At 58.1% G+C, this 26,496-nt stretch carries 23 protein-coding genes and 2 tRNA genes; 10 read left to right on the top strand and 15 right to left on the bottom strand.

The genetic code is table 11. From position 1 onward, the window contains the following. Positions 1-4 precede the first annotated feature (4 nt). Together AB5Y67_RS03785 and AB5Y67_RS03780 are read right to left on the bottom strand one after the other, a co-directional pair. Positions 5-541, bottom strand: a complete 537-nt coding sequence (locus AB5Y67_RS03785; RefSeq protein WP_005353872.1) for a YbhB/YbcL family Raf kinase inhibitor-like protein — start codon at positions 539-541, stop codon at positions 5-7. A 196-nt stretch (positions 542-737) separates the two neighbouring features. Beyond that, positions 738-1,994 carry an adenylosuccinate synthetase gene (locus AB5Y67_RS03780; RefSeq protein WP_005347796.1) on the bottom strand — a complete coding sequence of 419 codons (1,257 nt, stop codon included), beginning with the start codon at positions 1,992-1,994 and terminating at the stop codon, positions 738-740. Between the two features lie 170 nt (positions 1,995-2,164). On the opposite strand from AB5Y67_RS03780, the gene AB5Y67_RS03775 reads away from it, so the two are divergent. After that, a complete protein-coding gene (locus AB5Y67_RS03775) occupies positions 2,165-3,079 on the top strand; it encodes a LysR family transcriptional regulator (protein WP_042658174.1) in 915 nt (304 codons plus the stop codon). Positions 3,080-3,203: 124 nt separating this feature from the next. Here AB5Y67_RS03775 and AB5Y67_RS03770 read toward each other — a convergent pair whose 3' ends face one another. Beyond that, positions 3,204-4,547: a TAXI family TRAP transporter solute-binding subunit gene (locus tag AB5Y67_RS03770; protein ID WP_199427294.1), complete on the bottom strand. Its 1,344-nt coding sequence runs from the start codon at positions 4,545-4,547 to the stop codon at positions 3,204-3,206. Between the two features lie 81 nt (positions 4,548-4,628). Beyond that, positions 4,629-5,774, bottom strand: coding sequence for a MalY/PatB family protein (locus AB5Y67_RS03765; RefSeq protein ID WP_199427293.1), 1,146 nt, complete (start codon positions 5,772-5,774; stop codon positions 4,629-4,631). 181 nt (positions 5,775-5,955) lie between these two features. On the opposite strand from AB5Y67_RS03765, the gene AB5Y67_RS03760 reads away from it, so the two are divergent. Beyond that, positions 5,956-7,128, top strand: a complete 1,173-nt coding sequence (locus AB5Y67_RS03760) for an MFS transporter (protein ID WP_005334914.1) — start codon at positions 5,956-5,958, stop codon at positions 7,126-7,128. 15 nt (positions 7,129-7,143) lie between these two features. On the opposite strand, the gene AB5Y67_RS03755 is transcribed toward AB5Y67_RS03760, so the two are convergent. Further along, entirely contained in the window at positions 7,144-8,058 is a 915-nt protein-coding gene (locus tag AB5Y67_RS03755) for a LysR family transcriptional regulator (protein ID WP_064340871.1), read from the bottom strand. Between the two features lie 132 nt (positions 8,059-8,190). Then, positions 8,191-8,946, bottom strand: coding sequence for a YciK family oxidoreductase (locus AB5Y67_RS03750; RefSeq protein ID WP_005334909.1), 756 nt, complete (start codon positions 8,944-8,946; stop codon positions 8,191-8,193). Between the two features lie 222 nt (positions 8,947-9,168). On the opposite strand from AB5Y67_RS03750, the gene sohB reads away from it, so the two are divergent. Then, positions 9,169-10,176, top strand: coding sequence for a protease SohB (gene sohB, locus AB5Y67_RS03745; RefSeq protein ID WP_199427292.1), 1,008 nt, complete (start codon positions 9,169-9,171; stop codon positions 10,174-10,176). A 200-nt stretch (positions 10,177-10,376) separates the two neighbouring features. Beyond that, a complete protein-coding gene (locus AB5Y67_RS03740) occupies positions 10,377-11,600 on the top strand; it encodes an MFS transporter (RefSeq protein ID WP_123172559.1) in 1,224 nt (407 codons plus the stop codon). A 34-nt stretch (positions 11,601-11,634) separates the two neighbouring features. Here AB5Y67_RS03740 and AB5Y67_RS03735 read toward each other — a convergent pair whose 3' ends face one another. Together AB5Y67_RS03735 and AB5Y67_RS03730 are read right to left on the bottom strand one after the other, a co-directional pair. Then, the gene (locus AB5Y67_RS03735; protein WP_123172560.1) at positions 11,635-12,717 is read right to left on the bottom strand and encodes a diguanylate cyclase; all 1,083 of its coding nucleotides are present in this window, start codon (positions 12,715-12,717) and stop codon (positions 11,635-11,637) included. A 175-nt stretch (positions 12,718-12,892) separates the two neighbouring features. Next, positions 12,893-13,246 carry a DsrE/DsrF/TusD sulfur relay family protein gene (locus tag AB5Y67_RS03730; protein ID WP_005334901.1) on the bottom strand — a complete coding sequence of 118 codons (354 nt, stop codon included), beginning with the start codon at positions 13,244-13,246 and terminating at the stop codon, positions 12,893-12,895. Positions 13,247-13,404: 158 nt separating this feature from the next. On the opposite strand from AB5Y67_RS03730, the gene AB5Y67_RS03725 reads away from it, so the two are divergent. Continuing rightward, entirely contained in the window at positions 13,405-13,797 is a 393-nt protein-coding gene (locus tag AB5Y67_RS03725) for a DUF1090 domain-containing protein (protein WP_123172561.1), read from the top strand. A 74-nt stretch (positions 13,798-13,871) separates the two neighbouring features. Here AB5Y67_RS03725 and AB5Y67_RS03720 read toward each other — a convergent pair whose 3' ends face one another. The 3 genes from AB5Y67_RS03720 to AB5Y67_RS03710 form a co-directional block, all read right to left on the bottom strand. Then, positions 13,872-14,120, bottom strand: a complete 249-nt coding sequence (locus tag AB5Y67_RS03720) for a YfhL family 4Fe-4S dicluster ferredoxin (RefSeq protein WP_123172562.1) — start codon at positions 14,118-14,120, stop codon at positions 13,872-13,874. A 1-nt stretch (position 14,121) separates the two neighbouring features. Continuing rightward, the gene (yegQ, locus tag AB5Y67_RS03715) at positions 14,122-15,483 is read right to left on the bottom strand and encodes a tRNA 5-hydroxyuridine modification protein YegQ (RefSeq protein WP_123172563.1); all 1,362 of its coding nucleotides are present in this window, start codon (positions 15,481-15,483) and stop codon (positions 14,122-14,124) included. A gap of 256 nt (positions 15,484-15,739) precedes the next feature. After that, positions 15,740-16,477, bottom strand: coding sequence for an EAL domain-containing protein (locus AB5Y67_RS03710; protein WP_123172564.1), 738 nt, complete (start codon positions 16,475-16,477; stop codon positions 15,740-15,742). A 279-nt stretch (positions 16,478-16,756) separates the two neighbouring features. On the opposite strand from AB5Y67_RS03710, the gene AB5Y67_RS03705 reads away from it, so the two are divergent. From AB5Y67_RS03705 to AB5Y67_RS03690, 4 genes are all read left to right on the top strand, one after another. Beyond that, positions 16,757-17,461, top strand: coding sequence for a hypothetical protein (locus tag AB5Y67_RS03705; RefSeq protein ID WP_123172565.1), 705 nt, complete (start codon positions 16,757-16,759; stop codon positions 17,459-17,461). A gap of 45 nt (positions 17,462-17,506) precedes the next feature. Then, on the top strand, positions 17,507-17,995 hold the full coding sequence (locus tag AB5Y67_RS03700; RefSeq protein ID WP_042082566.1) for a CS1 type fimbrial major subunit: 489 nt from the start codon (positions 17,507-17,509) through the stop codon (positions 17,993-17,995). 64 nt (positions 17,996-18,059) lie between these two features. Beyond that, the gene (locus tag AB5Y67_RS03695; RefSeq protein ID WP_325793596.1) at positions 18,060-20,477 is read left to right on the top strand and encodes a TcfC E-set like domain-containing protein; all 2,418 of its coding nucleotides are present in this window, start codon (positions 18,060-18,062) and stop codon (positions 20,475-20,477) included. After that, entirely contained in the window at positions 20,464-21,669 is a 1,206-nt protein-coding gene (locus tag AB5Y67_RS03690) for a hypothetical protein (RefSeq protein WP_164461688.1), read from the top strand. Before AB5Y67_RS03695 ends, AB5Y67_RS03690 begins: the two co-directional genes overlap by 14 nt. On the opposite strand, the gene AB5Y67_RS03685 is transcribed toward AB5Y67_RS03690, so the two are convergent. Then, positions 21,666-22,304 (bottom strand): response regulator, encoded by a 639-nt coding sequence (locus tag AB5Y67_RS03685; protein WP_103250811.1) that lies wholly within the window; start codon positions 22,302-22,304, stop codon positions 21,666-21,668. The genes AB5Y67_RS03690 and AB5Y67_RS03685 overlap by 4 nt on opposite strands. A gap of 122 nt (positions 22,305-22,426) precedes the next feature. Here AB5Y67_RS03685 and AB5Y67_RS03680 point away from each other — a divergent pair, with 122 nt between their 5' ends. Continuing rightward, the gene (locus AB5Y67_RS03680; RefSeq protein WP_234915190.1) at positions 22,427-25,867 is read left to right on the top strand and encodes a transporter substrate-binding domain-containing protein; all 3,441 of its coding nucleotides are present in this window, start codon (positions 22,427-22,429) and stop codon (positions 25,865-25,867) included. Here the strand turns inward: AB5Y67_RS03680 and AB5Y67_RS03675 are convergent. The 3 genes from AB5Y67_RS03675 to AB5Y67_RS03665 form a co-directional block, all read right to left on the bottom strand. Then, positions 25,841-26,131: a hypothetical protein gene (locus tag AB5Y67_RS03675; RefSeq protein ID WP_005353834.1), complete on the bottom strand. Its 291-nt coding sequence runs from the start codon at positions 26,129-26,131 to the stop codon at positions 25,841-25,843. The genes AB5Y67_RS03680 and AB5Y67_RS03675 overlap by 27 nt on opposite strands. A 142-nt stretch (positions 26,132-26,273) precedes the next feature. Beyond that, a tRNA-Tyr gene (locus AB5Y67_RS03670) sits at positions 26,274-26,358 on the bottom strand. A 44-nt stretch (positions 26,359-26,402) separates the two neighbouring features. Further along, positions 26,403-26,487 (bottom strand) — tRNA-Tyr (locus AB5Y67_RS03665). Positions 26,488-26,496: the final 9 nt, after the last annotated feature.

Raw genomic sequence — 26,496 nt, 5'->3', positions numbered from 1 at the left:
GCTCCTAGGGGGTGACGAAGGTGGCGGTCAGGGTGGCCTTGCCGAGCGCCATGCTGTTGAGCATGTAGCCTACCATAGCGGGCGGGGTATCAGCCTTCACCTCGAGATCATGGGGCAGGGCCCAGGCGGTGAACTGATAGCGGTGCATGCCGTGACCTGCGGGCGGGCAGGGGCCGCCGTAACCCTGGCTGCCAAAGTCGGTGCGGATCTCCAATCCCTGCTTGAGCTTGCCGGAGGCATTGCTGGCCAGCTCGCTCTGGGTGGCAGGCAGGTTAACCACCAGCCAGTGCCACCAACCGCTGCCGGTAGGGGCATCGGGGTCATAGGCGGTGATGGCAACACTCTTGGTGCCTGCCGGCAGATCCTGCCAGCTAAGTTGGGGCGAGTGGTTGTCGCCGCTGCAGCCAAAGCCGTTGAAGCTGAACTGTTTGTCCATCAACTGGCCTTCGTGAATGTCCGTGCTCTTCAGGGTCATGGCAAAGGCTGGCATGGCCGTCAGGCAGAGCAGTGGCAACAGGGCACTCTGTTTGAGCAATTTCATCGGGTGACTCCTCGTGTGGTAACGGGTTCACTTTAGCGAGGGTGGGACAGGATTTTGTTGCAGAACGACTCAAAGTGAGGTCGATTGGTGAGTTAATTGAGCCTTTTGGTATTTTTATGGCAAGAAGGTAAACGGCAGCCATAAAAAAACCGGCATCAGGGATGCCGGTTTTTTGTTTGACGATGAGAAGTGCGGCTTAGCGCAGGATCATCTCGTCACGGCCCGGGCCGACGGAAACCATCGGAACCGGTACGCCGAGCAGCTCTTCGATACGCAGCACGTACTGCTGGGCAGCGCGCGGCAGCTCTTCGAAAGTGCGGCAACCGGTGATGTCTTCGCTCCAGCTTTCCATCTGCTCGTAAACCGGCTTCAGGGCAGCGGTTTGCGGCCAAATCGGGTTTTCGGTGTGGGCACCTTCGTAAGCCACGCAGATCTTCAGATCCGGCAGACCGGTCAGGCAGTCCAGCTTGGTCAGTGCCACTTCGGTGGCGGCTTGCAGCTCGACACCGTTCTTTGTGGCGACGGCATCGAAGTAACCGACATCACGGGGACGGCCAGTGGTGGCGCCGAACTCGTTGGTGATCTTGCGGAACTCGTCCTGGTTCTCCATGGCGGTCAGCAGGGTGCCGGTACCGACAGAGGAGCTGAATGCCTTGGCTACAGCGATGACGCGCTCCGGACGCAGACCAGGCAGACCGCCACCGATACCGGCGTAGGCGCCAGATACGTGGGAGGAGGTCACCCAGGGGTATTCGCCGTAGATCAGGTCACGGCCAGCGCCCAGCTGGGCTTCGAACAGCAGGGTCTTGCCTTCGGCCTGCAGCGCTTTGAGCGGCATGCTGACGTTGCACACGGCGTCGATCCACGGTGCAGAGACTTCCAGCAGCCAGTCAGCCATCTCCTGGGCAGTCTGGGTGAATTCGAAGGAGGGGTAGATAGCCTTCATCTGCGGCAGTTTCCAGTCCAGCATGAACTGGATGCGCTCGACCAGTACGTCCGGCTGTTTCAGCCAGCCGACCAGGATCGCTTTCTTCATGACGCGATCGCCGTAGGCAGGAGCGATGCCCTGACGGGTGGAGCCATAGGCGCCGTCACCCAGACGTTGCTCTTCCAGGGTATCTTCCAGTGCATGCAGCGGCAGGCACAGGGTCGCGCGGTCAGAGATGGCCAGCTTCGGAGTCACGCCGGAGGCTTTGACTTCCTCGAGCTCGACGGTCAGTTTCTCGGGGCTGATCACCATGCCCGGGCCGAGGACAACCAGGCAATCCGGGTTGAATACGCCACTCGGAACCTGGTGCAGCTTGAAGGTGCCAAGGTCGTTGACCACGGTGTGGCCAGCGTTGTTGCCGCCCTGGAAGCGAATGCTGGCGCCAGCTTGACCTGCCAGATAATCCACGATGCGGCCTTTGCCTTCATCACCCCAGTTAGCACCTACGACTACGATAGACGACATGACTCTTTCTCCTAAGACGTTAGGCGTCCATCCTAGGAGCCTGATGCGGATTAGAAAAATTAATTATCTTTATAATTCCGATAAGAGAACCATATAATTATGGCCAATTAAACGGCAAACCGTCCGATTTTGCCTGGCAAGCCCCGCACATCGCGGGTTGAGGGACTCTTATGCTGGATATTCACTGGCTGCAAACCTTTGTCACCCTGGCCAGATTGCAACATTTTGGCCAGACCGCCACCGAGCTGCACATGACCCAGCCCAATGTCAGCCTGCATATCAAGCGGCTGGAGCAGGCGACCCGGGTGCGGCTGATCGAGCGCAGCCCGTTTCGCCTGACTCAGGCGGGAGAGCGGCTACTGCAAAGCGCCGAGCGCACCATTGCCGAGTTGCAGCTCTGCCAGTCCGATCTCAATGCCCTCAACCAGCTCAGTCAGGGGACGCTGGCCATCGCCGCCAGCGACATTATCTCCCGCCTGCTGCTAATCCAGCCGTTCCAGCGCTTCAAGCGGGAGTTTCCCGGCATCGACCTCACCCTGTTCAACACCACTTCGGATCAGGCTGCCGAGCTGGTCAAGGCGGGCAAGGCGGATCTGGGTTTTGTCATGGCGCAAAAGCGCAGCGAGCCGCTCTTCTATACCGAGCTGCAACAGGTGACCTGGTGCGCGCTGGGGCACGGCCTTGCCCGCTGGCAGGCGCGGGCGGTGGCGGGAGAGAGCGACCCCCTCGACGAGCCGACCCTGATCCTGCTCGGTCACGACACCCGCACCCGGGCGCTGATCGACCCGTCCCTGCCGCTGCTGGCCTTGCCCCCCTGCCGCATCATGGAGGTGGGCAGCGTGGACGCCCAGCTGGACTGGGCCGAGGCGGGCTTTGGTGTCGCCATCGTGCCGGATTTCTCCCTGCATCCGCGCCTCAACCTCACCGCGCCGGTCACCAGCCTCGGCGACTTTCCCGGTACCAGTCTGGGCTACGTGGTGCGCCAGAATCAGGTGTTGTCGCGGGCCATCAAGCAGTTGCTGCACTGGGTGGAGGAGGAGATCCAGAAGCCCAACCCCTATCTGACCCGGGTGATAGAGCCGTAGCGGGGCGGCAAGGTGAGCAGGCCTATAGGGGTGACTGTGCCGCCATCAATTGCGTCACTATCGAACGCGCGTAAACAATCAGGGCAGCCGAAGCTGCCCTGATGTATTTGTTGGCGCTGACCACTCAGTGCTGTGGCGGTGTGGCTGCGCTGCTGGTAGGCTGGATTGCCTGCTCTTGCGGCGAAGTTGCCGCAGAGGCGCTTGGCCACTGAGTCGAAGCGGCAGCCGATGGTGATGGAACCGTTGACGCTGCGGCAGAGCGAGCCACTATTTCCCCCTCTGTGGTCGGCGTAGCAGTGAGCTCGGGGGCGACCTCAAGCGCCTCTTCGGGCAAGGAATTAACCTCTGTGGCTTCTGTCGTCACTGCGGCACTGCTGGTGGCGGTCGCGTCAGAGGGCGCAGTCGCCCCGTCGGCGGCACTCACCTCTGCCGTTGATGCCGCCTCCGAGGCCGATGGCGCTGGTGTTAACGGCTCCGGTGTCAGCTGTTCCGCGGTTAACTGCTCGGGAGTCAGTGACAAGGGAGCTGGCGGTTGATCCGACATCCCCGCATGGAGGGGCAGCTCGGTGTGGGCCTGCAACTGCTCGGGGGTCACCTTGCTCAGGGCGGGATGCAGCCGGCTGAACTGCTTGACCCGGGCCAGCAGGGTATCGCGCACGGTTCGGACGATGGGGTCCGGCAGGCTGGCCAGCGCCACCAGTTCGGCACTCATCCCGATGTTGTTGATGGCGGTGGTCTGCCCCGGATAGAGGTTGGCGGCGATGCGGCTGCGCTGGTAGTAGGGGTGTTGCTTGAGCAGCCTGTCGATCTGCTCCCCTTCGATGGGGATGAGGCGCACCTTGCAGCGGCTGATCAGTTCGCCGACCGCCAGACTGGGGTGACCGGCAACCACAAACGCGGCATCCAGCGAGCCATCGCACAGCCCTTCCAGCGGTTCGCTGTCCGACTTGAGTTGATAGGCAGCAAACTGCCCGGGTTGCCATCCCATGGCCGCCATCAGGGCCTGGCTGGTGATCTGCTCACCGGCGCCGTTGTTGCCCGGATAAACCCGCTTCCCTTCGATATCTGCCAGGGTGGTGATGCCGCTATTGGGGGCAGCCAGCAGGGTCAGCGACTCCTGATAGAGGCGAAACAGGCTGCGCAGCTCATTGTTGGCCCCCTGCCCGCTGAAGGGGCCGGTGCCGTGCAGGGCGTGGTGCAACACATCGGACTGCACCAGCGCCAGCTGTACGTCCCCCTTGTCGAGTGCCTTGAGGTTGGCCATCGAGCCACGGGTGCTCTGCACGGTGCAGCTGTCCCCATGCAGGGCATGGCCGGCATTGAGCACCCGGCAGATGGCGCCACCGGTCGGGTAGTAGACCCCGTTGAGCGGGCCCGTTCCGATAGTCAGCGCCTGGCTGCCAAAGGGGAGCAGCGCAGAGAGTGCACAGAGTGGGAGCAGAAGGTGATGCAAGATCCGTAGAGACATAATTGACCGTTGACTGAGTTGACCGCTGGCTGATGACACAGGCAAAAAGGGATGGGGCTTGCCCATCCCGTTGCTGGCTGATCAGGGCTTGCTGTGTTTGAGGATTGCCCGCTCCATCCGCGCCAGCGCGTCGGTCAGTCGTGCCCTGGTGCAGCCGAAGTTGAGCCGCACGAACTGACCGTCGCCAAACTGGGCGCCGGGGGAGAGACCAACGCCGGCCTGCTCGAAGAAGGCGATGGGATCGGCAAGGCCAAGGGCGCTCACATCGATCCAGGCCAGATACGTCGCTTGATGGTTGGCCAGCTTGACGCCGGGCCAGCGGGCAACCGCTTGCTGGATCAGGGCCAGATTGGCCGCCAGATAGTCGAGTTGCTCGGTCAGCCACTGTTCGCCACCCTCATAGGCCGCTTCGGCGGCGACAAAGCCCAGCAGGTTGACGTCGGCGCTGATGCCGCGCATCGCCTGCTGCAGCCTGAAGCGCAGACGGGCGTTGGGGATAATGGCGAAGGAGCAGCAGAGACCGGCGATATTGAAGGTCTTGCTCGGGGCCATCATCACCGCGCAGCGCTCGGCCGCTTGCGCACTGATGGCGCCGTAGGGAATGTGGCGGGCGTTTTTATCCAGCAGCAGATCGCAGTGGATTTCATCGGAGCAGATCACCAGATTGTGGCGCGCAGCGATGGCATCGATGGCCAGCAGCTCGTCACGGGTGAAGATGGTGCCGCCCGGGTTGTGGGGGTTGCAGAGCAGCAGCAGATCTGCGGCGGGGGCCTGACGCTCCAACTCAGCCAGATCCAGCACCCAACGACCCGCCTCTTCAATCATCGGCACTGTGAGCAGGGGGCGATCATTGAAGCCCGGCGCCTGCAGGAAGGGGTAATAGACCGGCTTGGGGGTGATGATACCGCGGCCATGCTGGCTCCACGCCTTGCAGGCGAGGTTAAGCCCCGGCACCACGCCCGGCAGGAACACCAGCCATTCGGGCTCGATGGCCCAGCCATAGCGGGTCGCCATCCGTTCGATAATGAGTTCGATCAGGCGTGGCGAGGGGCGTGAATAGCCGAAAATGCCGTGGGCGACCCGTTTGGTCAACGCCTCAATCACGGACGGGGGGGAGACAAAGTCGGTATCGGCAACCCACATGGGCAGCACATCCTGACCCTTGTACTTGTCCCATTTCAGGCTCATGGTGCCACTGCGGTCTACTTCCTGATCAAAATCAAACATGCGAACTCCTTGTGCTGGCAGGATGGGCTTTCACTCTACGGGGTCGCGGCCTCCCTCGCAAGGCGCACACCTGCTTATGCATCCTTGAGCCCGCTCTTGATAGTGACATAAGATAGGCGCCGGATTTTCATACGGCTGCCGCCCGTTAGCCCGTATCGTCCCTCCAACCAGTGGTAACCCTATGAGCTTGTCGATAGCGGCGGTCAAACGCCCGGACCCCGTCTCTCTTTCGTTTCTTGCCGTGACCTTTATGACCGGCGTCGCGGTGGCATTGCAGGTGCCTACCTTAAGTCTGTTTCTGGCCGAGGAGGTGCAGGTGCGCCCCTTTCTGGTCGGGCTCTTCTACACCATCAACGCGGTGGTGGGCATTCTGGTCAGCCAGTGGCTGGGCCACCGCTCCGACAACAAGGGGGATCGCAAGCGACTGATCCTGCGCTGCTGTTTTGCCGGAGTGGCGCTCTCCCTGCTGTTTGCCTGGAACCGCAACTACTGGCTGCTGGCGAGTCTGGGGGTCATGCTGGCGGCGCTGGCGGCCACGGCCAGCCCCCAGCTGTTTGCGCTGGCGCGGGAGTACTCCGACAGCCGCAACCGGCGGGCGGACATGTTCAGCTCGGTGATGCGAGCCCAATTTTCGCTGGCCTGGGTCATAGGCCCGCCCATCGCCTTCGCGCTGGCCATCGGCTACGGCTTCGAGCTGATGTACTTGGCCTCGGCACTGGCCTACCTGCTCTGCGCCCTGGTGGTGTGGCGCTGGCTCCCCTCTCTGCCTTTGCCCAAGATGGCCGAAGAGACAGAGCGGGTCAGCAGCTGGCGTGATCCGGCGGTGCGGGCGCTCTTTATCGCCTCCACCCTGATGTGGACCTGTAACAGCATGTACCTCATCAATATGCCGCTCTATATCACCCGGGAGCTCGGGATGGATGAGAAGCTTGCCGGTATCCTGATGGGCACGGCGGCGGCGCTGGAGATCCCCTTCATGCTGCTGGCGGGTTATTACACGGCCCGTTTTGGCAAGCGCCCCATGATGTTGTTGGCGGTGCTGGCTGGCGCAGCCTTTTACACAGGTCTGGTGACCCTCACCGACCAATACGCCCTGATCGCCTTGCAGCTGTTCAACGCCATCTTCATCGGTATCGTCGCGGGGATCGGCATGTCTTACTTTCAGGATCTGATGCCGGGGCGAGCCGGGGTGGCGACTACCCTGTTTGCCAACAGCATCCGCACCGGTTCCATCATGGCAGGGGCCATCGCCGGTGTGGTGGCGGAGGTGTGGAGTTTCCACGGGGTCTTTATGGTGGCGTTGGGATTGGCACTGGTGGCACTGGCCGCCAGCTGGCGGGTGCCCAACGTCTGACGGGGGATCTGGCTGTTATTTGTCGTGTTGGGGCTGGGCGTGCGGGAGCGGCGCTGATTCGCCCTGATATTCGTTGCGCAGGCAGCGCAGCAGCAGCTCGGTCGCGGGGCCGAGAGATTCGGGGGAGAGGGTCAGCAGGTAGGTATAGAGGTGGCGCTCGTTGCCGCTCTCCAGATCCAGCTGTATGAGTGACCCTTCCGCCAGCTCCCGCTCTACCAGATGGCGCGGCAGCCAGGCATAGCCGAGGCCAAGGCGCAGCATGGCGAGCACTTCGTGGTAGTGGGTCGCCTTCCAGCCGGTGTCATCCGCATCGTTCCAGTCCACCGAGCGGTGAATGGGGGGATGAAGGCTGATCTGGTTGTGGCTGGTCAGCACATCGCTGCGGATGGGCCCCTCCTCCTGTGCCAGCGGATGGCTGGCGGCGCAGAGGGGCAGCAGGCACACCTCGTCCAGCAGCAGACCGGTGCGATCGCCTGGCAGGTGCTCGGAGAGCATCAGATCCCCCGGTTGCAGGGCGTTGAAGTGGCAGTGAATGCGTTCGTGCAGGTTGACCCGGCAACCCCGGCTGCGAGGATAGAAGCTGGCCAAGGCCCGATAGAGGCGATCCCTTGGCTGCAGCGCCGAAACATAGAGGTTGATCTGCGGCTCCCATTGCCGCTCCAGATTGTTGGCCAGATTTTCCAGCTCTTCCACCTGTTGGCTCAACTGACGGGCCCGCTTGAGGAAGATCTCGCCCGCCGGCGTCAGCACTGCCTTGCGGCCGCGCACCTCCAGCAAGGGCACCCCCAGACTCTGCTGCAACTTTGCAACCGCATGATTGAGGGAGGACTGGCTCTTGTTCAGCGCCTCGGCCGCCTGGGCGTAGCCGCCGCAGTCGACCACCGCCTGAAAGATCCGCCATTGCTCAAACGTGCTCTTGGGACGAAACATAGTTCAACCTGATTGGAGATAGGATGGTCAGTGGTTCGAACAGGGAGCCTGTGCCCCCTATTCAATTTAACCCCTGCCGCACAACACTCTGGGTATTTTATTGATTTATTTGGGCTGGGCCACGCAACTTGTTTATTTTGGCTGAGCCACAAAGGTCTGGCCGGTTTTGCCGCGGCTGTCCGACCCCATCAGGTAGAGGTAGAGCGGCATCAGGTCGGCCGGAGTCTTGAGGTTCATGGGATCTTCCGCCGGGAAGGCGCTGGCGCGCATCTTGGTGCGGGTACCGCCCGGGTTTAGGGTATTGACCCGCACACCTGTGTTCTCAAGCTCGTCGGCCAGCACTTCCATCATCCCCTCGATGGCAAATTTGGAGATGGCATAGGTACCCCAGTAGGCGCGCCCCTTGCGTCCCACGCTGGAGGAGGTGTAGACGATGGAGGCATCGCCCTGCGCCTTGGCGGTCTGGCGCAGGAGCGGCAGCAGCGCCTGGGTCAGCAGGAATTCCGATTTGACGTTGACCTGCATCACCTCGTCCCACTCCTTCTCCTGAATATGTTCAAACGGAGAGAGGGTGCCGAGCAGACCGGCATTGAACAGCACGCCATCGAGGCGGCCAAACTGCTGGGCGAAGGTTTCGGCCATGCCGCGGTAGTGGGCGGCGGTGGCCCCTTTCAGATCCACCGGCACGATGGCGGGCAGCGGATAACCGGCCGCTTCAATCTGGTCATACACGGCTTCGAGTTTGGCGCTGGTGCGGCCGAGCAGGATCACGGTGGCACCGTGAGCGGCGTAGGTGAGGGCGGCTTCGCGGCCGATCCCGTCGCCGGCACCGGTGACCAGAATGACTTTATCCTTGAGCAGATCGCGGGGTGCCTGATAATCGAGCATGACAACTCCTGTTAACAAATTCCGGCCATAAGTGCATGGCAATCGGCGCCAAGTGTACTGATCCGCGCGCCTGTTTGACCAGCCAGCGGCAAGAAAAATGTGAAGAAAATAGAGAGGTTGTGATGCTCGGGTTGGTTTTTCCGGGCACTGGCTGCGATTTTTTGCGCGCCTCCATCAAACTCCCTAGAATGTGACGAAAACCGATCCATTCTGGAGTCCATCGTGACATTTCTGACCGAATATGGCCTGTTTCTGGCCAAGACAGTGACCTTCCTGCTGGCCATAGGCGCCATCATCCTGATGATCGTGAGCACTCGCCAGCCGAAAGCGCGCAAGGGTGAGCTGGTGGTGACCGATCTCTCGAGCGAGCTGGAACAGGGGCAGTTTGCGCTCAAGAGCGCGCTCGCCAGCAAGGCCGAGCGCAAGGTGATGGAAAAGCAGCAGAAAGAGGAGCAGAAAAAACGCACCAAGGCCGGTGATGCGCGCAGTCGCCTGTTTGTGCTCGATTTCAACGGCAGCATGGATGCCAAAGAGGTGGCCTCCCTGCGCGAGGAGGTGAGCGCGGTGATCGGCGTCGCCCAGCCCGGCGACGAGGTGCTGCTGCGGCTCGAATCCGGTGGTGGCGTAGTGCATGGTTACGGCTTGGCCGCTTCCCAGCTGCAGCGGCTGCGCGATCGTGACATCAAGCTCACCGTGGCTATCGATAAGGTGGCGGCGAGCGGCGGCTACATGATGGCTTGTGTGGCGGACAAGATCCTGGCTGCCCCCTTTGCCATCGTCGGTTCCATCGGGGTGATCGCCCAGATGCCGAACTTCAACAAGTTGCTGAAAAAGCACGACATCGAATTCGAGATGCACACCGCCGGTCAATACAAGCGCACCATCACCATGTTTGGCGAGAACGACGATCTGGGGCGCGAGAAGTTTCGCGAGGAGCTGGCGGCGATCCACGAGCGCTTCAAGGCCTTTGTGGCCGAACACCGCCCGCAACTCGATATCGATCAGGTCACGACCGGTGAACACTGGCTGGCGAGTCAGGCCAAGGGGCTGGGGTTGGTGGATACCCTCTGCACCAGCGATGACTATCTGCTGGCGCAGGCCAGCCACCACAAGGTGATCGGCATCAGCTATCGCAAGCCAAAAAGCCTGACTCAGAAGCTGGGGCAGCAGGGCGCGCAGGCGCTGGAAGCCGGACTGGGGCGGCTGTGGCAGCAAAGCCCCTGGCGCTAAGCCTGGCCCTCTGGCGCTAGCCCGAGGGAAATCCCGTGATAAAAAGGCCAGTCGATGCCCATCGGCTGGCCTTTTTGCATCCGGTTGCACCTTGCTGGTGAGCAAAGGTTGTTTCTATTGAGGCCCTCTGTTACAACTGAATGCTTGCCCCGTTTATGACAGGATCTTGTGGTAAGAGCTGCGGGGCATGGAGCATAGCAATGTCATGGAGCACCTTCAGGCAATTTACTCCGCTGGTCTGGATCGTCATTCTGGGCACCTTTATGGTGCGCACCAGCTACTACATGGTGTGGCCCTTCCTCTCCATCCTGCTCTATCGGGAGTATGACCTTTCGGCCACCTTCATCGGCCTGTTGCTGGGGGGCTCGATGGCCCTCTCTACCCTGGTCAGTTTTTACGGCGGCTGGCTCTCTGATCGCTTCGGGCGGCGCAGCATACTGCTGGCCGGTTGTCTGGTGGCGATGATCTGTTTCGGCCTGCTCGGTTTTTCGCACGAGGTGTTCTGGCTCGGGGTCGGAGTGATGGGCAGCGGCCTCTCGTCAGGGCTCATCGATGCCCCCGGCAAGGCGCTGATGGCCGATAGTCTGGCCTCGGCCAAGGCGCGGGAGTTGGCACTGCACCTGCGCTATTTTCTGCTCAACCTGGGGGCGGCGTTGGGGCCGCTGCTCGGAGTGACCCTCGGGATCAACGCCCAGCAGGAGACCTTCCTGTTTCTGGTGGTGAGCTATTTGCTGCTGGCGCTGGCCTTTGGCTGGGGATTTCGCTGGGCTGGCAGCACAGGCAAGCCGGGGACTGCCGGGCCTGGCTTACGGGATGCCATCAAGGTGTTGCTTGCGGATCGTGCATTCCTGCTGCTGGTGATGGCCAATCTCCTGATGGTGCTGGTTTACTCCCAGTTTCACTCGCCGCTGGTGCAGTACCTGACCCGGGCCGGTATGCCGCAGGTGGCCGAGCTGGTTGCCCTGCTGGTGGCGACCAACGCCCTGACCGTGGTGCTGCTGCAGTTTCCGCTGCTGCGGTTGTTGTCACGCTGGCCGGTGCGGGTACGGCTTCATATCGGTATGGCGCTCTTTCTGGCGGCCCAACTGCTCTTCGCGCTGGGGGACCCGATGGTGCGCAGCCACTGGTTTGGCGCCGTGCTGTTGCTCAGCATCGGCGAGACCATCCTCTTCCCCCTGCTCAACGTGCTGATCGACCAGATGGCCCCCACCCACCTCAAGGGGAGCTACTTTGGCGCCAGCGCACTGGCCGGGTTGGGAGGAGCTGCTGGCGCTCTGCTGGGAGGCTGGATCCTCGAGCAGTGGAGCGGCCAGCTGCTCTATGTGCTGATGGCGCTGCTCTGTGTGGCGATTTTTGCGCTTTATGAGTGGGGGGTCAGAGTACAGCGTCCCGCTGCGGCCACGTCTGTGGTTGAGCGGAACTGACCCGGTTAACGCAGGGATCCTTGATGCTGAATGTTCAGTGAGTGCTACCCGGAGTCTTCTCTTTGAGCGCCTTCTTGGCTGCGTACATCCTCTCGTCGGCGAGGCGGATCAGGTTTAACCCGTCGTCGTAGTGCTCCGGCCCGGTCTGCACTATGCCGATACTGAGAGTGAGATCGCCCAGTTGCTCCTTGACGGTGTTGATCAATCGTTTGAGATAGATATCCCGCGCCTGACTCTCGTTGCAGTTGGGCAGGATCAGGCAGAACTCATCTCCGCCATAACGAAAGCAGCTGTCTTCGGCGCGAAAGACCTGACGGATGCAGTGGCCAACGATGCGCAGGATCTCGTCTCCGCGCTGGTGACCTTCGGTATCGTTGATTTGCTTGAAGTTGTCGATATCGAGATAGGCGATGGCCATGGGTTCGGCACGTCGCTGACAGGTGCGCAGGCTTAGCAGCAACAGCTCGTTGAGGTGGCGAACGTTGAGCAATCCGGTCAGGGCATCGGTGCGGTTCAGCTCCTCCAGTTGTTTGGTACGTTCGCGTACTTTCTGCTCCAGACTCTTGGCATAGTTCTCCGACTTCTCTCTGGATGACTCTATTTCCGACACCAGACTGCGAATGTAGGTTTCGAAGACCAGAGTGATGTCGAACAGAAAGAGTTTGTCCAGTGCGGCCAGCATGACGAGGCGCTCCGGCTCATCGTGGATCTGCTCGAACATATCCTCGATCAGCAGGGCTTTGAGGGTGTTGATGGCGGCCAGATAGAGCTTGGGTTCGACCCCGATCCGCTTGTGAACCAGCCCGATCCGCAGCCGGTTGTTGACGTACTCCAGATCGTAATGGCCGCTGAAAAGATCGAGCACATAGCGCCGTTGCGCGGTGCGCAACCGTATGAGGGTATCGGCATCCCCGATCAACAGGGCGATCTCGGTGATGGCCGTCTGCTGCTGGTAGAAGCGATCCACCAGGGCGTCGATCCGTGGTTCTATCTTGCTGCAATAACTTGCCAGCCGCGCCACATCCTGCTCATTGAGCAGCAATAACTCCTTGCGATGGGCAATTTCGAAGTCGGTGATCCTCATCTGCTCAAGCAGGGTCTGTTCGGTCGGATTCATCGTCGTCCTCGGTTTATTACTGGGCGTTACGCTGTCCATGAGGTGGGACAAACAAGCAGGCGTGGCAACTGATAGTGTAGTCAGTGAGACTGGTGGCGCGCGCAATGCCCCCGTATGGCGGGGGCCATGGAGGGTCAGATGAGAGCTAAAGGGGCAAGAGAGCCGGAGGGGGAGATCAGAACGTCAGCACCTTGTCGGCAGCCAGGGTCCATTGGGCCAGCATCGGCAGGGTGCCGACCTCAATGCCCTCGATCAGCGGCAGGGCGGTGATGCCACGGGCATCGGTGCAGGTCTTGCACAGGCGAATGGTGACGCCTTGTGCCAGCAGGATCTCCAGCATCTGGCGCAGGTTGTACCCTTCGGCCGGAGCCTGACCGGCCAGTGCTGCACTCACCGCATCTGACATCAGGAACAGCTTCAGGCTGGCACCACCCTGTTCGTTGAGGGCGATAGCGAGACGCAGGGCGTTGAACAGGGATTCGCTGCCATAGGGGGCACCGTTGGCAATGACCACAATTTGTTGATTCATAACAGACTCCCGATTGGAAAGAGCGTCATTGTAGAACCAACAGGGTGGCAATTGCGTGATGTTGCACAACTTCTGTCGCACCTTTTTCCCGCTTGCTTGACCCTGCTGCCGATCGAGGTTTTTATGGTCAGCTCGCAAACAAGACCGGATGAATCGAGATGTGGAAAGTATTGGGAGCCGGCTTGCTGCTGTTGGCGGGTCAGGCCTTTGGCAGTGAGGCGGTCGGTTGCAAGGCCCGTCTGCAGGCCGTCAACGACCAGCTGGTGTTTGCCAAAGCACACAACAATGCCGGGCAGATTGCCGGGCTCGAACAGGCAGCGCGCAATATCAAGGCCAACTGTACTGATGAAGGTCTGCTCAAGGAGCAGAAAGAGCGGGTTAACAAACTACGCGGCGAGGTGGATGGGCGTCTGCTTGAGTTGCAGGAGGCGAGAGTCAGTGGCAAACCGGAGAAGATTGCCAAGCGGCAGGCCAGGCTGGAGGAGTCCCAGACCCGGATGCTGGAGGCCCAGCGTGAGCTGGACAAACTGATCCGGCTGGTCGGCAAGTGATGGCCAGCCGCTGCACGCAGGATCAAAAAAGGCCGATTATTCGGCCTTTTTTCGTTTTACGGTCTGTGCATCAGCTACTGCCTGTGCATCCGCACAAACTTCTCCATCAGCTGATCTTCGGTCTCCACATGAGTGGGATCCCAGATGATGCAGTCGATAGGGCAGACACTGATGCAGGTCGGCTTCTCATAGTGACCGACGCACTCGGTGCAGCGACTGGGGTCGATCTCGTAGATCTCCTCACCCAGGCTGATGGCCTGGTTGGGGCACTCGGGATCGCACATGTCACAGTTGATGCACTTGTCGGTGATGAGCAGCGCCATTTCAGGCCGCCGTGTGCGGGTTGCGGGTATCCTGGCTGTCGCCCAGATTGCGCAGCAGGATGCCGTAGTTCACATCCAGATCTTTCGGGACCGGCACATAGACTACGTGACCGTTGCCCGGCGCGGTGTCGATAAGCTCCCCTTTGCGGTTCTCCATCTGCTCCAGATTGAAACGGACGTTGCCCTGCGGGGTCATCAGCTCCAGGTTGTTGCCCACCAGGAACTTGTTCTTCACCTCGACCTCGACCATGTCACCTTTGCGTCCGGTGATTTCGCCGACAAACTGCTGGGTGTCGGAGACGGAGTAGCCGTAGTCGTAGTTCTGGTATTCGGTGTGGTTGTGACGGCGCAGGAAGCCCTCGGTGTAGCCGCGGTGGGCCAGATTTTCGAGGGTGCCCATCAGGCTGCGGTCAAACGGCCGGCCCGCCACCGCATCGTCGATGGCCTTGCGGTAAACCTGAGCGGTACGGGCGCAGTAATAGAAAGACTTGGTGCGCCCTTCGATTTTCAGGGAGTGAACGCCCATCTTGGTCAGTCGCTCGACGTGCTCGACGGCACGCAAGTCTTTGGAGTTCATGATGTAGGTGCCATGTTCGTCTTCGAACGCGCTCATGTACTCGCCTGGGCGGTTGGACTCTTCCAGCAGCACCAGCGCATCAGTCGGCTTGCCAAGGCCCAGGGTGTTGTCCGGACGCACTTTGATCGGCTCCTGACGGTGGACGATCTGGCCCACGTCATCTTCTTTACCTTCGTGCACCTTGTACTCCCAGCGGCAGGAGTTGGTGCAGGTGCCCTGGTTGGGGTCACGCTTGTTGATATAGCCGGAGAGCAGGCAGCGGCCGGAGTAGGCCATGCACAGCGCGCCGTGAACGAACACTTCCAGCTCCATCTCCGGCACCTGCATGCGGATCTCCTCAATCTCGTCCAGCGACAGCTCGCGGGAGAGGATGGCGCGGGTCAGGCCCATTTGATGCCAGAATTTCACCGTGGCCCAGTTGACCGCGTTGGCCTGCACCGAGAGGTGAATGGGCATATCCGGGAAGGCTTCACGCATCATCATGATGAGACCTGGGTCGGACATGATCAGCGCATCCGGCTTCATCTCCACCACCGGACGCATGTCGCGGATAAAGGTTTTGAGCTTGGAGTTGTGGGGCTGGATGTTGGCCACCACATAGAACTGCTTGCCCAGTGCATGGGCTTCGTTGATGCCCAGCTGCAGGTTTTCATGATCGAATTCGTTGTTGCGCACCCGCAGGCTGTAGCGGGGCTGGCCGGCATAGACGGCATCGGCGCCATAGGCGTAGGCGTAACGCATGTTCTTGAGGGAACCTGCGGGGGAGAGCAATTCTGGTTTAAACATGGCGGACTCTTTATATCTGATTGCAAATCAGGACGATGCCACCTGATGGCATCGTAGTGGTTGAGCTGCGGTGCAAGATGCCCTCCGAGAGGAGGCTCAATGCAGCGCGACCCGATGACGGCATATCCGGGGCTATCTAAAGAAGATGCGCCGGATATTCGGGGTGCGAGATTGTACTCGCCCCCACGTCATCATGCAATTTGGCAGGACATTGTTGGCTGCGCGAGCCGACAGGATGCCGAAATGAAACCGCCGCTCAGGCCCAACGGGAGAGGGGGGAGGGCATGGCGTAGACGTAACCCTGTTGATAGTCACAGCCGAGCTGATCGGCAATCTCGATATGGGTCTGGTTTTCCACCCCTTCGCACACCACCTTCATGCCGAGTCGCTGCAGGTACTCCACCAGTCCGGTCAGCATGCGCAAGGCATGGCTACTCCTGGTCGCTTGCAGCAGCAGAGAGCGATCCAGCTTGATGACCTCGTAGGGGAGCGCCATCACTCGCTGAAAATTGCACTCCTGGGTGCCAAAGTCATCGCAGGCGATATGGGCACCGTGGCTGCGCAGTACCTCGATCAGGGCCAACTCCTTGCGCTCTAGCGGGGCGTACTCCACCACCTCGAACCAGATTGCGATATCCAGCTTGCGGGCCTGCAAGAGAGTGAGCAACAGCAGGTTCTTATATGTAGGGCTCTCAAAAGCGGGGTTGAGGTTTATCGAGAGGGTACAAGGAGCATGGCGTGCCAGCACGGTCAGATCACGCCAAATGGCTCTGAGCATAACGATATCCACATGCAGGGACTCGTCATCGCTGAGAGAGGGAAAGTCTATTCCCTGATAACGCTGCTGGCGGTGTTCCCAGCGTCTGGCCAGCGCCTCAAAGCCGATGATCTGGCGATCCCGGTTAACGATTGGCTGATAAAAGGGCACGGCAATGTCCGCTGTCGTCAGGGATGCCACGTCACCGACCGGAAACTCTTCTTTAAACGCAAACATGTCACTTCCCTGCTGACTGAGATGATTTCGGATAATAGGGGAGGATGTTGAAAGCTGGCTGTAGGAATTGTCTGATTGTTTGCAGGAAAAATACTTTGGCAGTATCAGATTATTCCGATTAAGTCCGGTGCATGGATTATCTAGACTGGCCTCAATGACGAATCGCTGAGCCAAATATGATCATCTGGCGATCTGCATATATGGAGCTCGTATATTTTTCGGAGCCTTCAATGAATGAAGGCAACACTCTCTATCGTTTTTACAGTGTGATAATTATTCATGAATAAGATTTTTACTGTATTGCTGTTTATATTCAGCAGCAATGCCTTGGCATCGCCGGATATTAGCGTTGGCACCTTATATGACTATATGTCGGCAGAAAAAACTACGCTGCTCAAGCGGGTTAGAAATCTTGGTGATGAGACGGCCTTTGTCAAAATAACGCTGGCCGAAATTATATATGATGCCGATGGCGTGCCGAAGGAGCGGGAGTTACCGGAGGAGGGCGTTCGTCAGCTGGTGACAAGTCCATCACGGTTGATTATTCCGGCAGGTGGTATGCAGGCTACTCGTTTTATCTATATGGGAGTGCGGGAGCGAGAACGTTATTTTCGGGTGCGTTTTGTGCCGGTCAAACCACAGGACGATGAAATAACCGAATTACCACCACAGCAACAAATTAGCGCCGGGGTCAGCATCATGACCGGTTTTGGCACCATTCTCTTTGTGGCCCCCAAAGAGACCCGTTATGACACCCGGATTGACCGTAAAAACGGTGTTCTCTATGTGGAGAACCGGGGCAATGCCACCGTTATTCTCGATTATCTGGAACTGTGTGACCAAAAAGAGAGCTCATGCAGTCAACCGGAGAAGATGCATCTGCTGCCCGGCGTTAAAAAGCGGGTCAGTCAAGAGGCAACCCGGACGGTTCGTTTTGAACTGATCGAAGGGAAAAAATCGGTATTCAGGGAGTTCAAGCTCTGATCCCGATATATCACAAGAACGACAATCACACCTGAAGGAGTGGCTATGAAGATGTTATCGCTTTTTCCCGCCCTGTTGCTGGCGAGCGGATCGCTGATGGCGGCCGAGCGCATCGAGCATACGGTGACGGTAACGGCGCAGATCCCGACCGAACACTTTTATGTGCAACCCGTGGGTGACTGGATGAGTACCCCACAGAAACTGACCTTCAACCCCTTTAGCCAAAAGCTGGATCCCTTGGCCAAGCAGCTGGAGATGAAGAGCACCATTGGTCCCATCAAGGGTTATCTGGTTTATCCCGCCACCATGGCCAGCGGCAAGGAGAGTATCGGCTTGACGGTCAAGGTGGCAGGCGTTGCGCTGACCACTACATCCGCCGACTTGCTGAACCAAGCGGATGCCAACACCGGCAAACAGGTCGGGCTGGAGATTATTCCGGCCGCGGCGCCAACCGGTGGCTACAAGCCCGGCAACTATCAAGGGATTGTCAGCATGATGTTTGAATCGGAGGCACCGCCTGCTCAAGGCAGCTGACATGAGTATGTGGGGGGCATCAGGCCCCCTTTAATTGAGATTCCAGGCATTCAGGTTGCACTTCATGGTTCGTTCTCTTCTTCTCTTGCTCGGGTTGTTGCTCTCTGCCTCACTGGCGGCGGCAGACCCAGCACTGTTGCTGCAACAGGCGCGGCAGTTGCCAGAAGGGTTTGAAGAGCACTTTTTTGGTGTTCCCCTGATGGTGCGGGTGACCGTCGACAGTCGCCTGCTGGGGGATGGGGAAGTGCTGCTCGGGCGGGATAACTCGGTACAGCTGCTTTCACTGGTGGATGTGCAGGAGAGCGAGTTTGACGAGGGGGCGCGTGAACGCTGGCTGACCAGGTTGGGATCGCACCTGCCGCTCGGCGAGTGCGGCCGTGCCTGTCCCGAAGGCATAGTGGGGTTGCAATACAGTCTGGAGGAGTCCCAGCTCTCGGTACTGACCGGTGAGGTAGAACAGGAGGCGCGGGATCAGCGCTTTATAGCATTGCCTCAAGAGAGCAGGGGGTTGCTGGTCCAGAACCAGCTGAACCTGGTACAGGGCACTCAGCGCAACGGTCACTACAACCTGCAGCTGGAGGGCAGCTTGGGGCAGTGGACCCCCTTTATGGAGGGGGATGCCACTTGGCAGGAGGGGCAATCGAGTGAAGTGGGCCTGGCTCAGCTTTATGGCGAGCGACTCCATGAGGCCAATTTTTATCGCCTTGGTTTCTTCTTTCCCTCAGCGCAGGGGTTGGTACGTCAGCCGAACTACTACAGTGGCGCGACCCCCACCGTGCTCGGGATGATGTGGGGCAGTTCGGATCTGCTGCGCCGGGAGCGCGGTGTACCCAGTCTGGCGCCGATCCGGGTGGCTCCGGCCCGGCCGGGCATGGTGGAGATCTATCGTGACGGCAACCTGATCCAGTCCCAGCCGGTCGTATCGGGTTTGCAGGCACTTGATACCCGATCGCTGCCCGGAGGTATCTACGAGGTAGAACTGCGGTTGCTGGAGGATGGTCAGGAGACCCGCCGTTGGCGCGAGATGATCTACAAACCCTCCAACTGGCAGACGCCGGAGGAGCCGTGGCGCTTCAACCTGTTTGCCGGACGCCAGACCCGCTGGCTGGTACGCCAAGGTGATAGCGATTTGGAGGGGGCCAGTGGCGGCGTAGCGGTGAACCACCTGTTGCTTCCTTCGTTGGTGGTGGGGGCGGGTAGCCAGTATGTGGACAGACGGGCTCAGCACTCCCTCTCGCTCGACTGGGAGGCGACCAGTCAGCTTCACGGCTTTGCCTCTCTCAATCAGAGTGTTGGCATGGGGTGGGGCTACGATCTGCAGGGGATCTACTGGCATGGCAACAGCAGTCTGGTGGCCAGCCATTCGCGTAATCTGCGCAAGCAGGTTGAAGCAACTGCGGTGTCCAGTCTGTCACTGCAACAGTCGCTGGAAAAGTGGGGCTCCCTCAGTCTCTATGTTTCTCACCAGTCTGGTCGTGGCAATGGTGCTGATGTGGGGTGGCACTATAGCGATCGGTTGTGGGGGCGTTGGGTGACCTGGGGGGTGACCCTGTTCGATCGTCCCGGCAGCGAGAGCACGACGCAGCAGCGGGATCGCGGTAGCACGCTGAGTCTCACTATCAACTTGGGGGGAGATGATCGCCAGTTGTCGCTGGGGCTGGGCAGCAATACCTCACGCTCGGGCGGTGCCCAGCGCAGCGCCTATCTCAACTACCAGCAGGAGGTGGATTGGGGGCCGCTGCGTCAGGTCAGCGTGGGCAGCACCCATGACAGCTATGGTACCGGTCTATCCGGCTATGGTCGTTTCGCGTCGTCCTGGTTGGGTGGCGACCTGTTTGCCCAGCACTCCTCCTATAACGCAGAGGTGACCGGCGGCGTCAACCTGGAGAGTGTGCTGGCGCTGGGGCATGAAGGGGATCTGGCGCTCGGTTTCCGCGATACGGGCGGCATGGGCAATGAGGCGGCGATGATCCTCGATATTGCGGCCGATGATGAGGCAGCGCGGATCCGGGTCAACGACGATCTGGGCAGCGTACAGACCCTTGGGCCCGGTCGTCATCTGGTCTCGGTGCCAGCCTTGCAAAGTGGCGCCTTGCAACTGGAGATGGCCGACCACGAGGGGATGCCACTCACCATCAAGCCCACCGTGCTCCCCTACCATCTTAATCGCGGCGGGGTGGGTTATGGCCAGGTGAATGCTGTGAGCACCGTTACTGTGATTGGTCGCCTGCTCGACGAGCAAAATAGGCCGCTGCGTGGTGCCATGGTCAGTAACCCTATAGGGCGGGCATTTACCGAAAATGATGGCTTCTTTGCGCTGGAAGCGAGCCGACGACAGCCGCAATTTAGCGTGGAACACAATGGTACCCTCCATTGCAACAACTCATCAGGAGTGCAGAGCCGCACGGAGGCATCGGAGATTATTATATTGGGAGAGTTAATATGTTCACCAGGTGTGACTGTAAAAAATGAAAACCATTAAAATATTAGTTCTACTGATGTTTAGTCACTCTTCTTTGGCTGATGTGATTAATATTACTGCAGACTATAAACCTGAGAGCTATGAAGTGAGTGGTGGGCGTTTTATCAACACCACTCCGTGCGATGTCGGTCAACCGATTTCTTATTGTGACCCACAGAAGCCGCTAGAGTCATCGGTTATAGTAAAACTCCCAGTGTCGATAGCAAAAACAATAAATTCGGCGAAGGGTAAACAGAACTACCTAAGTTACTATCGACTTTCTGGTCCTAAAAAAGTGACGTTGACGAACAGCAACAATGGAGAACACCATGAATTGGCGTTTATTCCAACCAATATAGGTGCCAAGGTAATAAAAATGGAGTATCCAATTGTCAATAATAATAGATGGCCCATGCATACTATTGGTGGTGATTGCTATCAAAGCTTTAGTACTTGGGGGTGGTTCGGGTCTGTAGTAACTGGGCAACTTTTTTTATATTCTATTAATGATTTAGCTCAAAATGGTGCGTCTGAGTGCTATCACAATAGCCAACTTGGTGATGGAACATCATACTCTGTCGATTGGCTGAATTATGGCTTTCGTATCAAAGCACCTAATCCATTGACTATGTCAAACGGAAAGTATACCGGTAGTTTAAAAATAATGGTGGGGCGTAATAAGGATATTGACCTAGGTGATGCAACTTATTCTGGGGGAACAGAGCATGAACTTAAATTTACACTGACAGTCCGTCATCAATTGAAAGTTGATTTTCCCAAAGGAGATAGCGATGGCCCTAGCCAAGTAACCTTATTGCCACCAGGTGGGTGGAGTAATTGGATTCATAGTGGAAAGCGAGAGCCAAGCATATTGCAGCAAGATCTTCCTTTTCGAATATGGTTTAGTGCCCCATTTACTGTCTCACTGCGTTGCCAATATCAATGGTCTACTAGTGGCGAGTGCGCATTAAAAGATAGCAAGGGGCGAACAGTGCCTTTAAAAACGCACTATGTTAACAGCATAAATGAAATATTTCTGTTGACTACAAATAAAACCAGATTTGTACTTCCTGTACAGGGAAGTCCGGTTATCAATGCTGCCAGAGCGATTCGATTTCAGATTGTGGGTGGGACGGTCGCCGAGATGATGAAATACCCTGGCTCCTCCTTTAAAGGTGATGTTACCCTGATATTTGATGCGGCTATTGATTAATAGAGTCCGCTGCTTTTGGCATAGTCAAAGAGGGCGCTATCGCTGCTAATACCCAGCCGTATCATTGCGCTCTTTTTCTGGGTGCTGATGGTTTTGACACTGCGATGAAGATAGTCGGCAACCTGAGTGACGGACATGCCGCTGGCAAGTAGGCGCACCACTTCGCTCTCCTTTGGTGTAAGCGGGTGGGGTTCGCCTTGGGCAGAGATTCCGGCATTGGCCAGCAGTATTTTTACCGCAGGACCAATATAGCGATGACCGAGCAATATCTGGCGAATGGCATCGGCCAGTTCATTGATAACCGATTTTTTCAGTATCAGACCGTTGACCCCAACCTGAATAAGAGATTGCAAGATGGCGCTGTTCTGGATCTGGGTCAGCACAATAATGGGCAGGTTTGGATAATCCCGACGCAACTGCTGGATCATCACCAGTCCATCACAGCGGATATCTCCCGGCATGCTGAAATCAGTGATCAACAGATCACAATGATGCTGTTGCAATAATTTCAGCAAGTCAGATACCTGATATGCCTCGGCGATCACTTCACAATGGGGTGTTATCTGGTCAATCAGGCTACGGATCCCGGTCAGAATCAAGGGGTGGTCATCGGCAAGAATAATCTTGAAGGACATGGATGAGCCTCTTATAAAACGGTGAATAATATTCAGACTATCAAAGCTAGCATTTCTATACTACCGTGCGCACCCCATTTTTTCAGGTGCATATATCTTTTTATAAATATATGTGAATCGTTATGTCTATATATTGTTCGCTTATGTCATTAATCAAACGATTCATAATTATTGTCGCTGTTTTTTCCTTGACGCCTTCCGTATTTTCGGCGGAGGTACATTCTGTACCAACGATTGAAGTAGGCATATTGGCTGGCGGATGGGGACCATTCCAGCAGTGGGACGGCAAGGTCGCCGCTGGATTCAGTGTTGAATTGATGGAGGAAATAGCAAAAAAGCTTGACTACCGGATTGCCTGGCAGGTTTACCCTGACTGGAAAACCATGTATGCCGATGCCTGCCGTGGCAAGCTGGATATCCTGCTCGATGCTTTTAACTCTGAGGTGCGTCAGTGTGTCACTTATAGCCTGCCTTACTACACCTCGCCAACCGTGGTGGTGGTGCGCCAGGACAGCCCCCTGTTTCGGAATGTGAGCCGGCTGCAGTCCGCCAGCATTGCCATCGAAAAAGGTTTTCTGACCGAGAAGCTGGTCAAGCTGCACTACCCCAATGTCACACCGCGGCTCTTTGTCGACACCCGTAGCGCACTGCAGGCTGTTGAACAAGGGCGGGCAGATGCCTATATCGGCAACCTCCATGTGGCCAACCTGTTTATCGAGCGTCACCCGGCGTTGGCGGTGGTTGCCCAGTCTCCCTTGTTGATGGAAACCCTGCATCTTGGCGTCGCCAGCCAGAAACACTCTCTTGCTATCCGGCTTGATACTGCCATTCAGTCGCTGACGGTCGAGGCACGCAGTGCATTGGAGAAACGCTGGTTGGGGGAGAGCCTGGAGCCCAACTTTATGGGGCACAGTCATTTTTTACTGCGTCCTGATGAGCGTGGCTGGCTCTCGATGCTGCCACCGCTCAAGCTGGGGCTGATCCCCGGCTGGGTGCCCTTCTCCCATCTCGATGAGGAGGGCAATTCGGTCGGCTTGATAGCGGATTATCTGAAGGTGTTGCAAGAGAAGTTGGGGTTGGCTTACAGCCGAATATCGGTAAAGGATTGGCCTGACCTGCAACAGCAACTGCTGCATCACGAAGTCGACCTGGCGGTATTACCCGCTCGCATTATCGAGCGGCTGGTGGGTTGGCATGCCAGCGAACCCTTCACATCATTCCCGATGGTGCTGGTGACGGCGCGCGGTAGTATTCCGATCGGGGATCTCTCTGATCTGGCTGGTAAAAAGCTGTTGCTGACCGACAGCATGCTGATCCCCCAGCTGAGGGTAATGGTGCCTGACCTTAAACTGATCACGACCAAGAGTGCCAACGAGGGGCTTGCTCGTGTCGCTGCGGGGCAGGGAGATGCCTATATCGGCAATCTGGTGGTGGTCTCCCGTCTTATCACCGAGCAGTTTGATGACCGACTTCATATTGCCGCGCCCACCCCCTTCAAGGATGAACTGGCTGTGGCAGTACGTGAGCCTTACTTCCCCTTGCTGCCCCTGGTCAACCGGGTGCTTGCCAGCATGAGCGACAAGGAGCAGCGCCAGATCCGCAACAGCTGGCTGGCGCTCAATTACAGCGAAGGTATCCCCAGAGCGAAGCTGGTGCGCACCCTGCTGCCAGCCGGGGTGGCGATCACTCTCTTTATTCTGGTGCTGTCGGTGGCTTACTGGCGGCTGCGTCAGGAGATAGTCCGTCGCCATCAGGTTGAGGCAGCACTCGCTAGAGCCAAGGCCAAAGCGGAGTCTGCCGCCACCCAGAAAGGGGAGTTTCTGGCCACCATGAGCCACGAGATTCGCACGCCCATGAATGGCATTGTCGGTATGGCGGAACAGCTCACTTTTACCGAGCTGACCCAGGATCAGCGCCAGATGGTCGAGGTTATCAACCGCGGTGCCCAGGGGTTGCATGCGCTGATCGACAACGTGCTCGACTTCGCCAAGCTGGAGGCGGGCAAGATGCAGCTTGAAGAGGCCCCTTTTCTAATCCGTGAATTGATCGACAGCGTGCTGACCATGACGGTGAGCGAAGTACATCGCAAGGGGTTGCGCGTCTATCTCTGGGCGGATGCCGGTGTGGCGGTCCGGATAAGTGGTGATGCGCTGCGTCTGCGCCAGATCCTCTTCAACTTTGTCAGTAATGCCATCAAGTTCACCGAGCGGGGCTTTATCGAGGTCTCGGTGCAATTGCTGTCGCAGGGGGAGGGGCAACAGCAATTGCGCTTCGGCGTGCGCGACAGCGGCATCGGTATGAGCCCAGAGGCGCTTGGCCGGATCTTCAATGCCTTTGAACAGGCAGAGAGCTCCACCACCCGCAGTTATGGTGGTACTGGCTTGGGGCTGAGTATTTGCCAGACCCTGGCCACCTTGATGGGTGGCGAGATCCGGCTGGAGAGTGCCCCTGGGCTAGGCACTTTCATCAGCCTGACGGTCACGTTGCCAGTGTTGGCACAGCGAGAGCCGGATCTCCGTCTCAATGGCGTGCAAGCCCACATCGATCTCCATGACGATAAGCTGTGCCACACCCTGCTGTTGCATCTTGACGCCTTGGGGGTAATACGAACGTCGGAGTCTGGTGATGCTCAGTTGCGTTTCACAGACCATGAGCTGGCGGGCAACGGGGTTATCCGGGTGCTGCCGCTGGCAACCCCCCTCGGCTTTCGCTGTGATGAGGGGGGTTACATTCTCAACAGTAATCCCATGACCTGGCATGCGGTGCTGGAAGTTTGCTATCGCCAGCTTGGCTTGAGCGATGGGACGGCAACGAAAGCGATGCGAAAGAGCGCACCCATGCAGCCCTGTCGGGTATTGCTGGTGGAGGATAATCCCCTCAACCAGTCGCTGGTAATACGCCAGCTCAGGCAACTTGGGATGAACTGCGATGTGGCAGAGCATGGCCAGCAGGCTCTCGAGATGGTCGCGCAGCATCCCTATGAGCTGGTGCTCTGTGACTGTCAGATGCCGGTGATGGATGGTTACGAGTTTACCCGCAGAATACGGGCTGCAGAGAAAGGCGAGCGGCAGCTGATCATCGCCATGACGGCCAATGTGTTGCCAGAGCAGGTTCAGCGCTGTTTTGCCGCGGGCATGGACGATCTGTTGGGCAAACCGGTGCTGCTGGGTGCTCTGCACCAGATGTTGCAGAAGTGGCAGATCTTACCCGCGCCAACCTTGATTGATATTGCAGCTATGGAGGCATTTTTTGGTCATGGTGACAAGTTGCAGCAGATGTTTCCGCTTTTTCGCCAGGAGCTTGAACAGTCGATGGTGCAGGAGCCACTTGATGACAATGCATTGGCCAATTGGGTGCATCGTCAGGCGGGGACCATCAGCATGATGATGGCGCCGGAATTGGCGGAACAGGCATGGCGATTGGAAGAAAAAATCCGTCAGTTTGGATCGCCAGCTTGTACAGATGAGCTGACACGCTTTCGTGCCCAATTACAGCAAATCATCGATGAATTGACGTTATTGAGCGAGAAAGGGCACTCAGTTATCGAGGGAGAGCTGGAGTAAGGGGAACTGTTCACTCATAAAATTGCGGGGGCTGTGGCCATTGCCTGCGCTGGCCAGCCATTCCCAATCCAGTTTTGGCGAGCCCGCTTTGAAGCGTTGATAGGCAACGCCCTGATGGATGGTCAGAAAGAGGGTCGTGGGGAGTCCCAGCTTGTTGCTGTAGCGCACCATCAGATCGCCCTGATAGTCGTTGCTTATTCTGACTTTGAGCGCCTGCAGTGTCAGACCGGTGGCGTGACCATGCTCGTCCCAGACTTCAAACATGATGTGAACACTCTGATGTCGATGATGCCACGATGAGCAAGATGGGATGCAATTGCAACTGTCAGATCTGACAAGGTCGGAAAAGTGTGATGAGAATGGCAGAAAGCGAAAACCCGGCGCGAGACCGGGTTTTCTTGAATGATGGTGGAGGGAGAAGGATTCGAACCTTCGAAGGCAGAGCCGTCAGATTTACAGTCTGATCCCTTTGGCCGCTCGGGAACCCCTCCACAGGGGCAAAGCAAATTGTATTCAGCCATTGCAATCAGGGAAATGGTGGAGGGAGAAGGATTCGAACCTTCGAAGGCAGAGCCGTCAGATTTACAGTCTGATCCCTTTGGCCGCTCGGGAACCCCTCCACGGGGTAT

The sequence above is a fragment of the Aeromonas sp. s12 genome, from assembly GCF_040907925.1.
Lineage (GTDB): Bacteria > Pseudomonadota > Gammaproteobacteria > Enterobacterales > Aeromonadaceae > Aeromonas > Aeromonas veronii.
Note: the sequence above shows the minus strand (reverse complement) of the source record. Positions and strands in the feature narration are given on the sequence as shown.

Bases quoted from the DNA above. Each gene is read 5' to 3' on its own strand.
- AB5Y67_RS03765 (WP_199427293.1), bottom strand. From the start codon at position 5,774: ATGTTTGATTTTGATCAGGAAGTAGACCGCAGTGGCACCATGAGCCTG.
- AB5Y67_RS03735 (WP_123172560.1), bottom strand. From the start codon at position 12,717: ATGAATCCGACCGAACAGACCCTGCTTGAGCAGATGAGGATCACCGAC.
- AB5Y67_RS03690 (WP_164461688.1), top strand. From the start codon at position 20,464: ATGAAAACCATTAAAATATTAGTTCTACTGATGTTTAGTCACTCTTCT.
- AB5Y67_RS03705 (WP_123172565.1), top strand. From the start codon at position 16,757: ATGAATAAGATTTTTACTGTATTGCTGTTTATATTCAGCAGCAATGCC.
- AB5Y67_RS03770 (WP_199427294.1), bottom strand. From the start codon at position 4,547: ATGTCTCTACGGATCTTGCATCACCTTCTGCTCCCACTCTGTGCACTC.
- AB5Y67_RS03740 (WP_123172559.1), top strand. From the start codon at position 10,377: ATGTCATGGAGCACCTTCAGGCAATTTACTCCGCTGGTCTGGATCGTC.
- yegQ (WP_123172563.1), bottom strand. From the start codon at position 15,483: ATGTTTAAACCAGAATTGCTCTCCCCCGCAGGTTCCCTCAAGAACATG.
- AB5Y67_RS03675 (WP_005353834.1), bottom strand. From the start codon at position 26,131: ATGTTTGAAGTCTGGGACGAGCATGGTCACGCCACCGGTCTGACACTG.
- AB5Y67_RS03720 (WP_123172562.1), bottom strand. From the start codon at position 14,120: ATGGCGCTGCTCATCACCGACAAGTGCATCAACTGTGACATGTGCGAT.
- AB5Y67_RS03750 (WP_005334909.1), bottom strand. From the start codon at position 8,946: ATGCTCGATTATCAGGCACCCCGCGATCTGCTCAAGGATAAAGTCATT.
- AB5Y67_RS03785 (WP_005353872.1), bottom strand. From the start codon at position 541: ATGAAATTGCTCAAACAGAGTGCCCTGTTGCCACTGCTCTGCCTGACG.
- AB5Y67_RS03760 (WP_005334914.1), top strand. From the start codon at position 5,956: ATGAGCTTGTCGATAGCGGCGGTCAAACGCCCGGACCCCGTCTCTCTT.
- AB5Y67_RS03710 (WP_123172564.1), bottom strand. From the start codon at position 16,477: ATGTTTGCGTTTAAAGAAGAGTTTCCGGTCGGTGACGTGGCATCCCTG.
- AB5Y67_RS03725 (WP_123172561.1), top strand. From the start codon at position 13,405: ATGTGGAAAGTATTGGGAGCCGGCTTGCTGCTGTTGGCGGGTCAGGCC.
- AB5Y67_RS03685 (WP_103250811.1), bottom strand. From the start codon at position 22,304: ATGTCCTTCAAGATTATTCTTGCCGATGACCACCCCTTGATTCTGACC.
- AB5Y67_RS03755 (WP_064340871.1), bottom strand. From the start codon at position 8,058: ATGTTTCGTCCCAAGAGCACGTTTGAGCAATGGCGGATCTTTCAGGCG.
- AB5Y67_RS03730 (WP_005334901.1), bottom strand. From the start codon at position 13,246: ATGAATCAACAAATTGTGGTCATTGCCAACGGTGCCCCCTATGGCAGC.
- AB5Y67_RS03775 (WP_042658174.1), top strand. From the start codon at position 2,165: ATGCTGGATATTCACTGGCTGCAAACCTTTGTCACCCTGGCCAGATTG.
- AB5Y67_RS03780 (WP_005347796.1), bottom strand. From the start codon at position 1,994: ATGTCGTCTATCGTAGTCGTAGGTGCTAACTGGGGTGATGAAGGCAAA.
- AB5Y67_RS03695 (WP_325793596.1), top strand. From the start codon at position 18,060: ATGGTTCGTTCTCTTCTTCTCTTGCTCGGGTTGTTGCTCTCTGCCTCA.
- AB5Y67_RS03700 (WP_042082566.1), top strand. From the start codon at position 17,507: ATGAAGATGTTATCGCTTTTTCCCGCCCTGTTGCTGGCGAGCGGATCG.
- AB5Y67_RS03680 (WP_234915190.1), top strand. From the start codon at position 22,427: ATGTCTATATATTGTTCGCTTATGTCATTAATCAAACGATTCATAATT.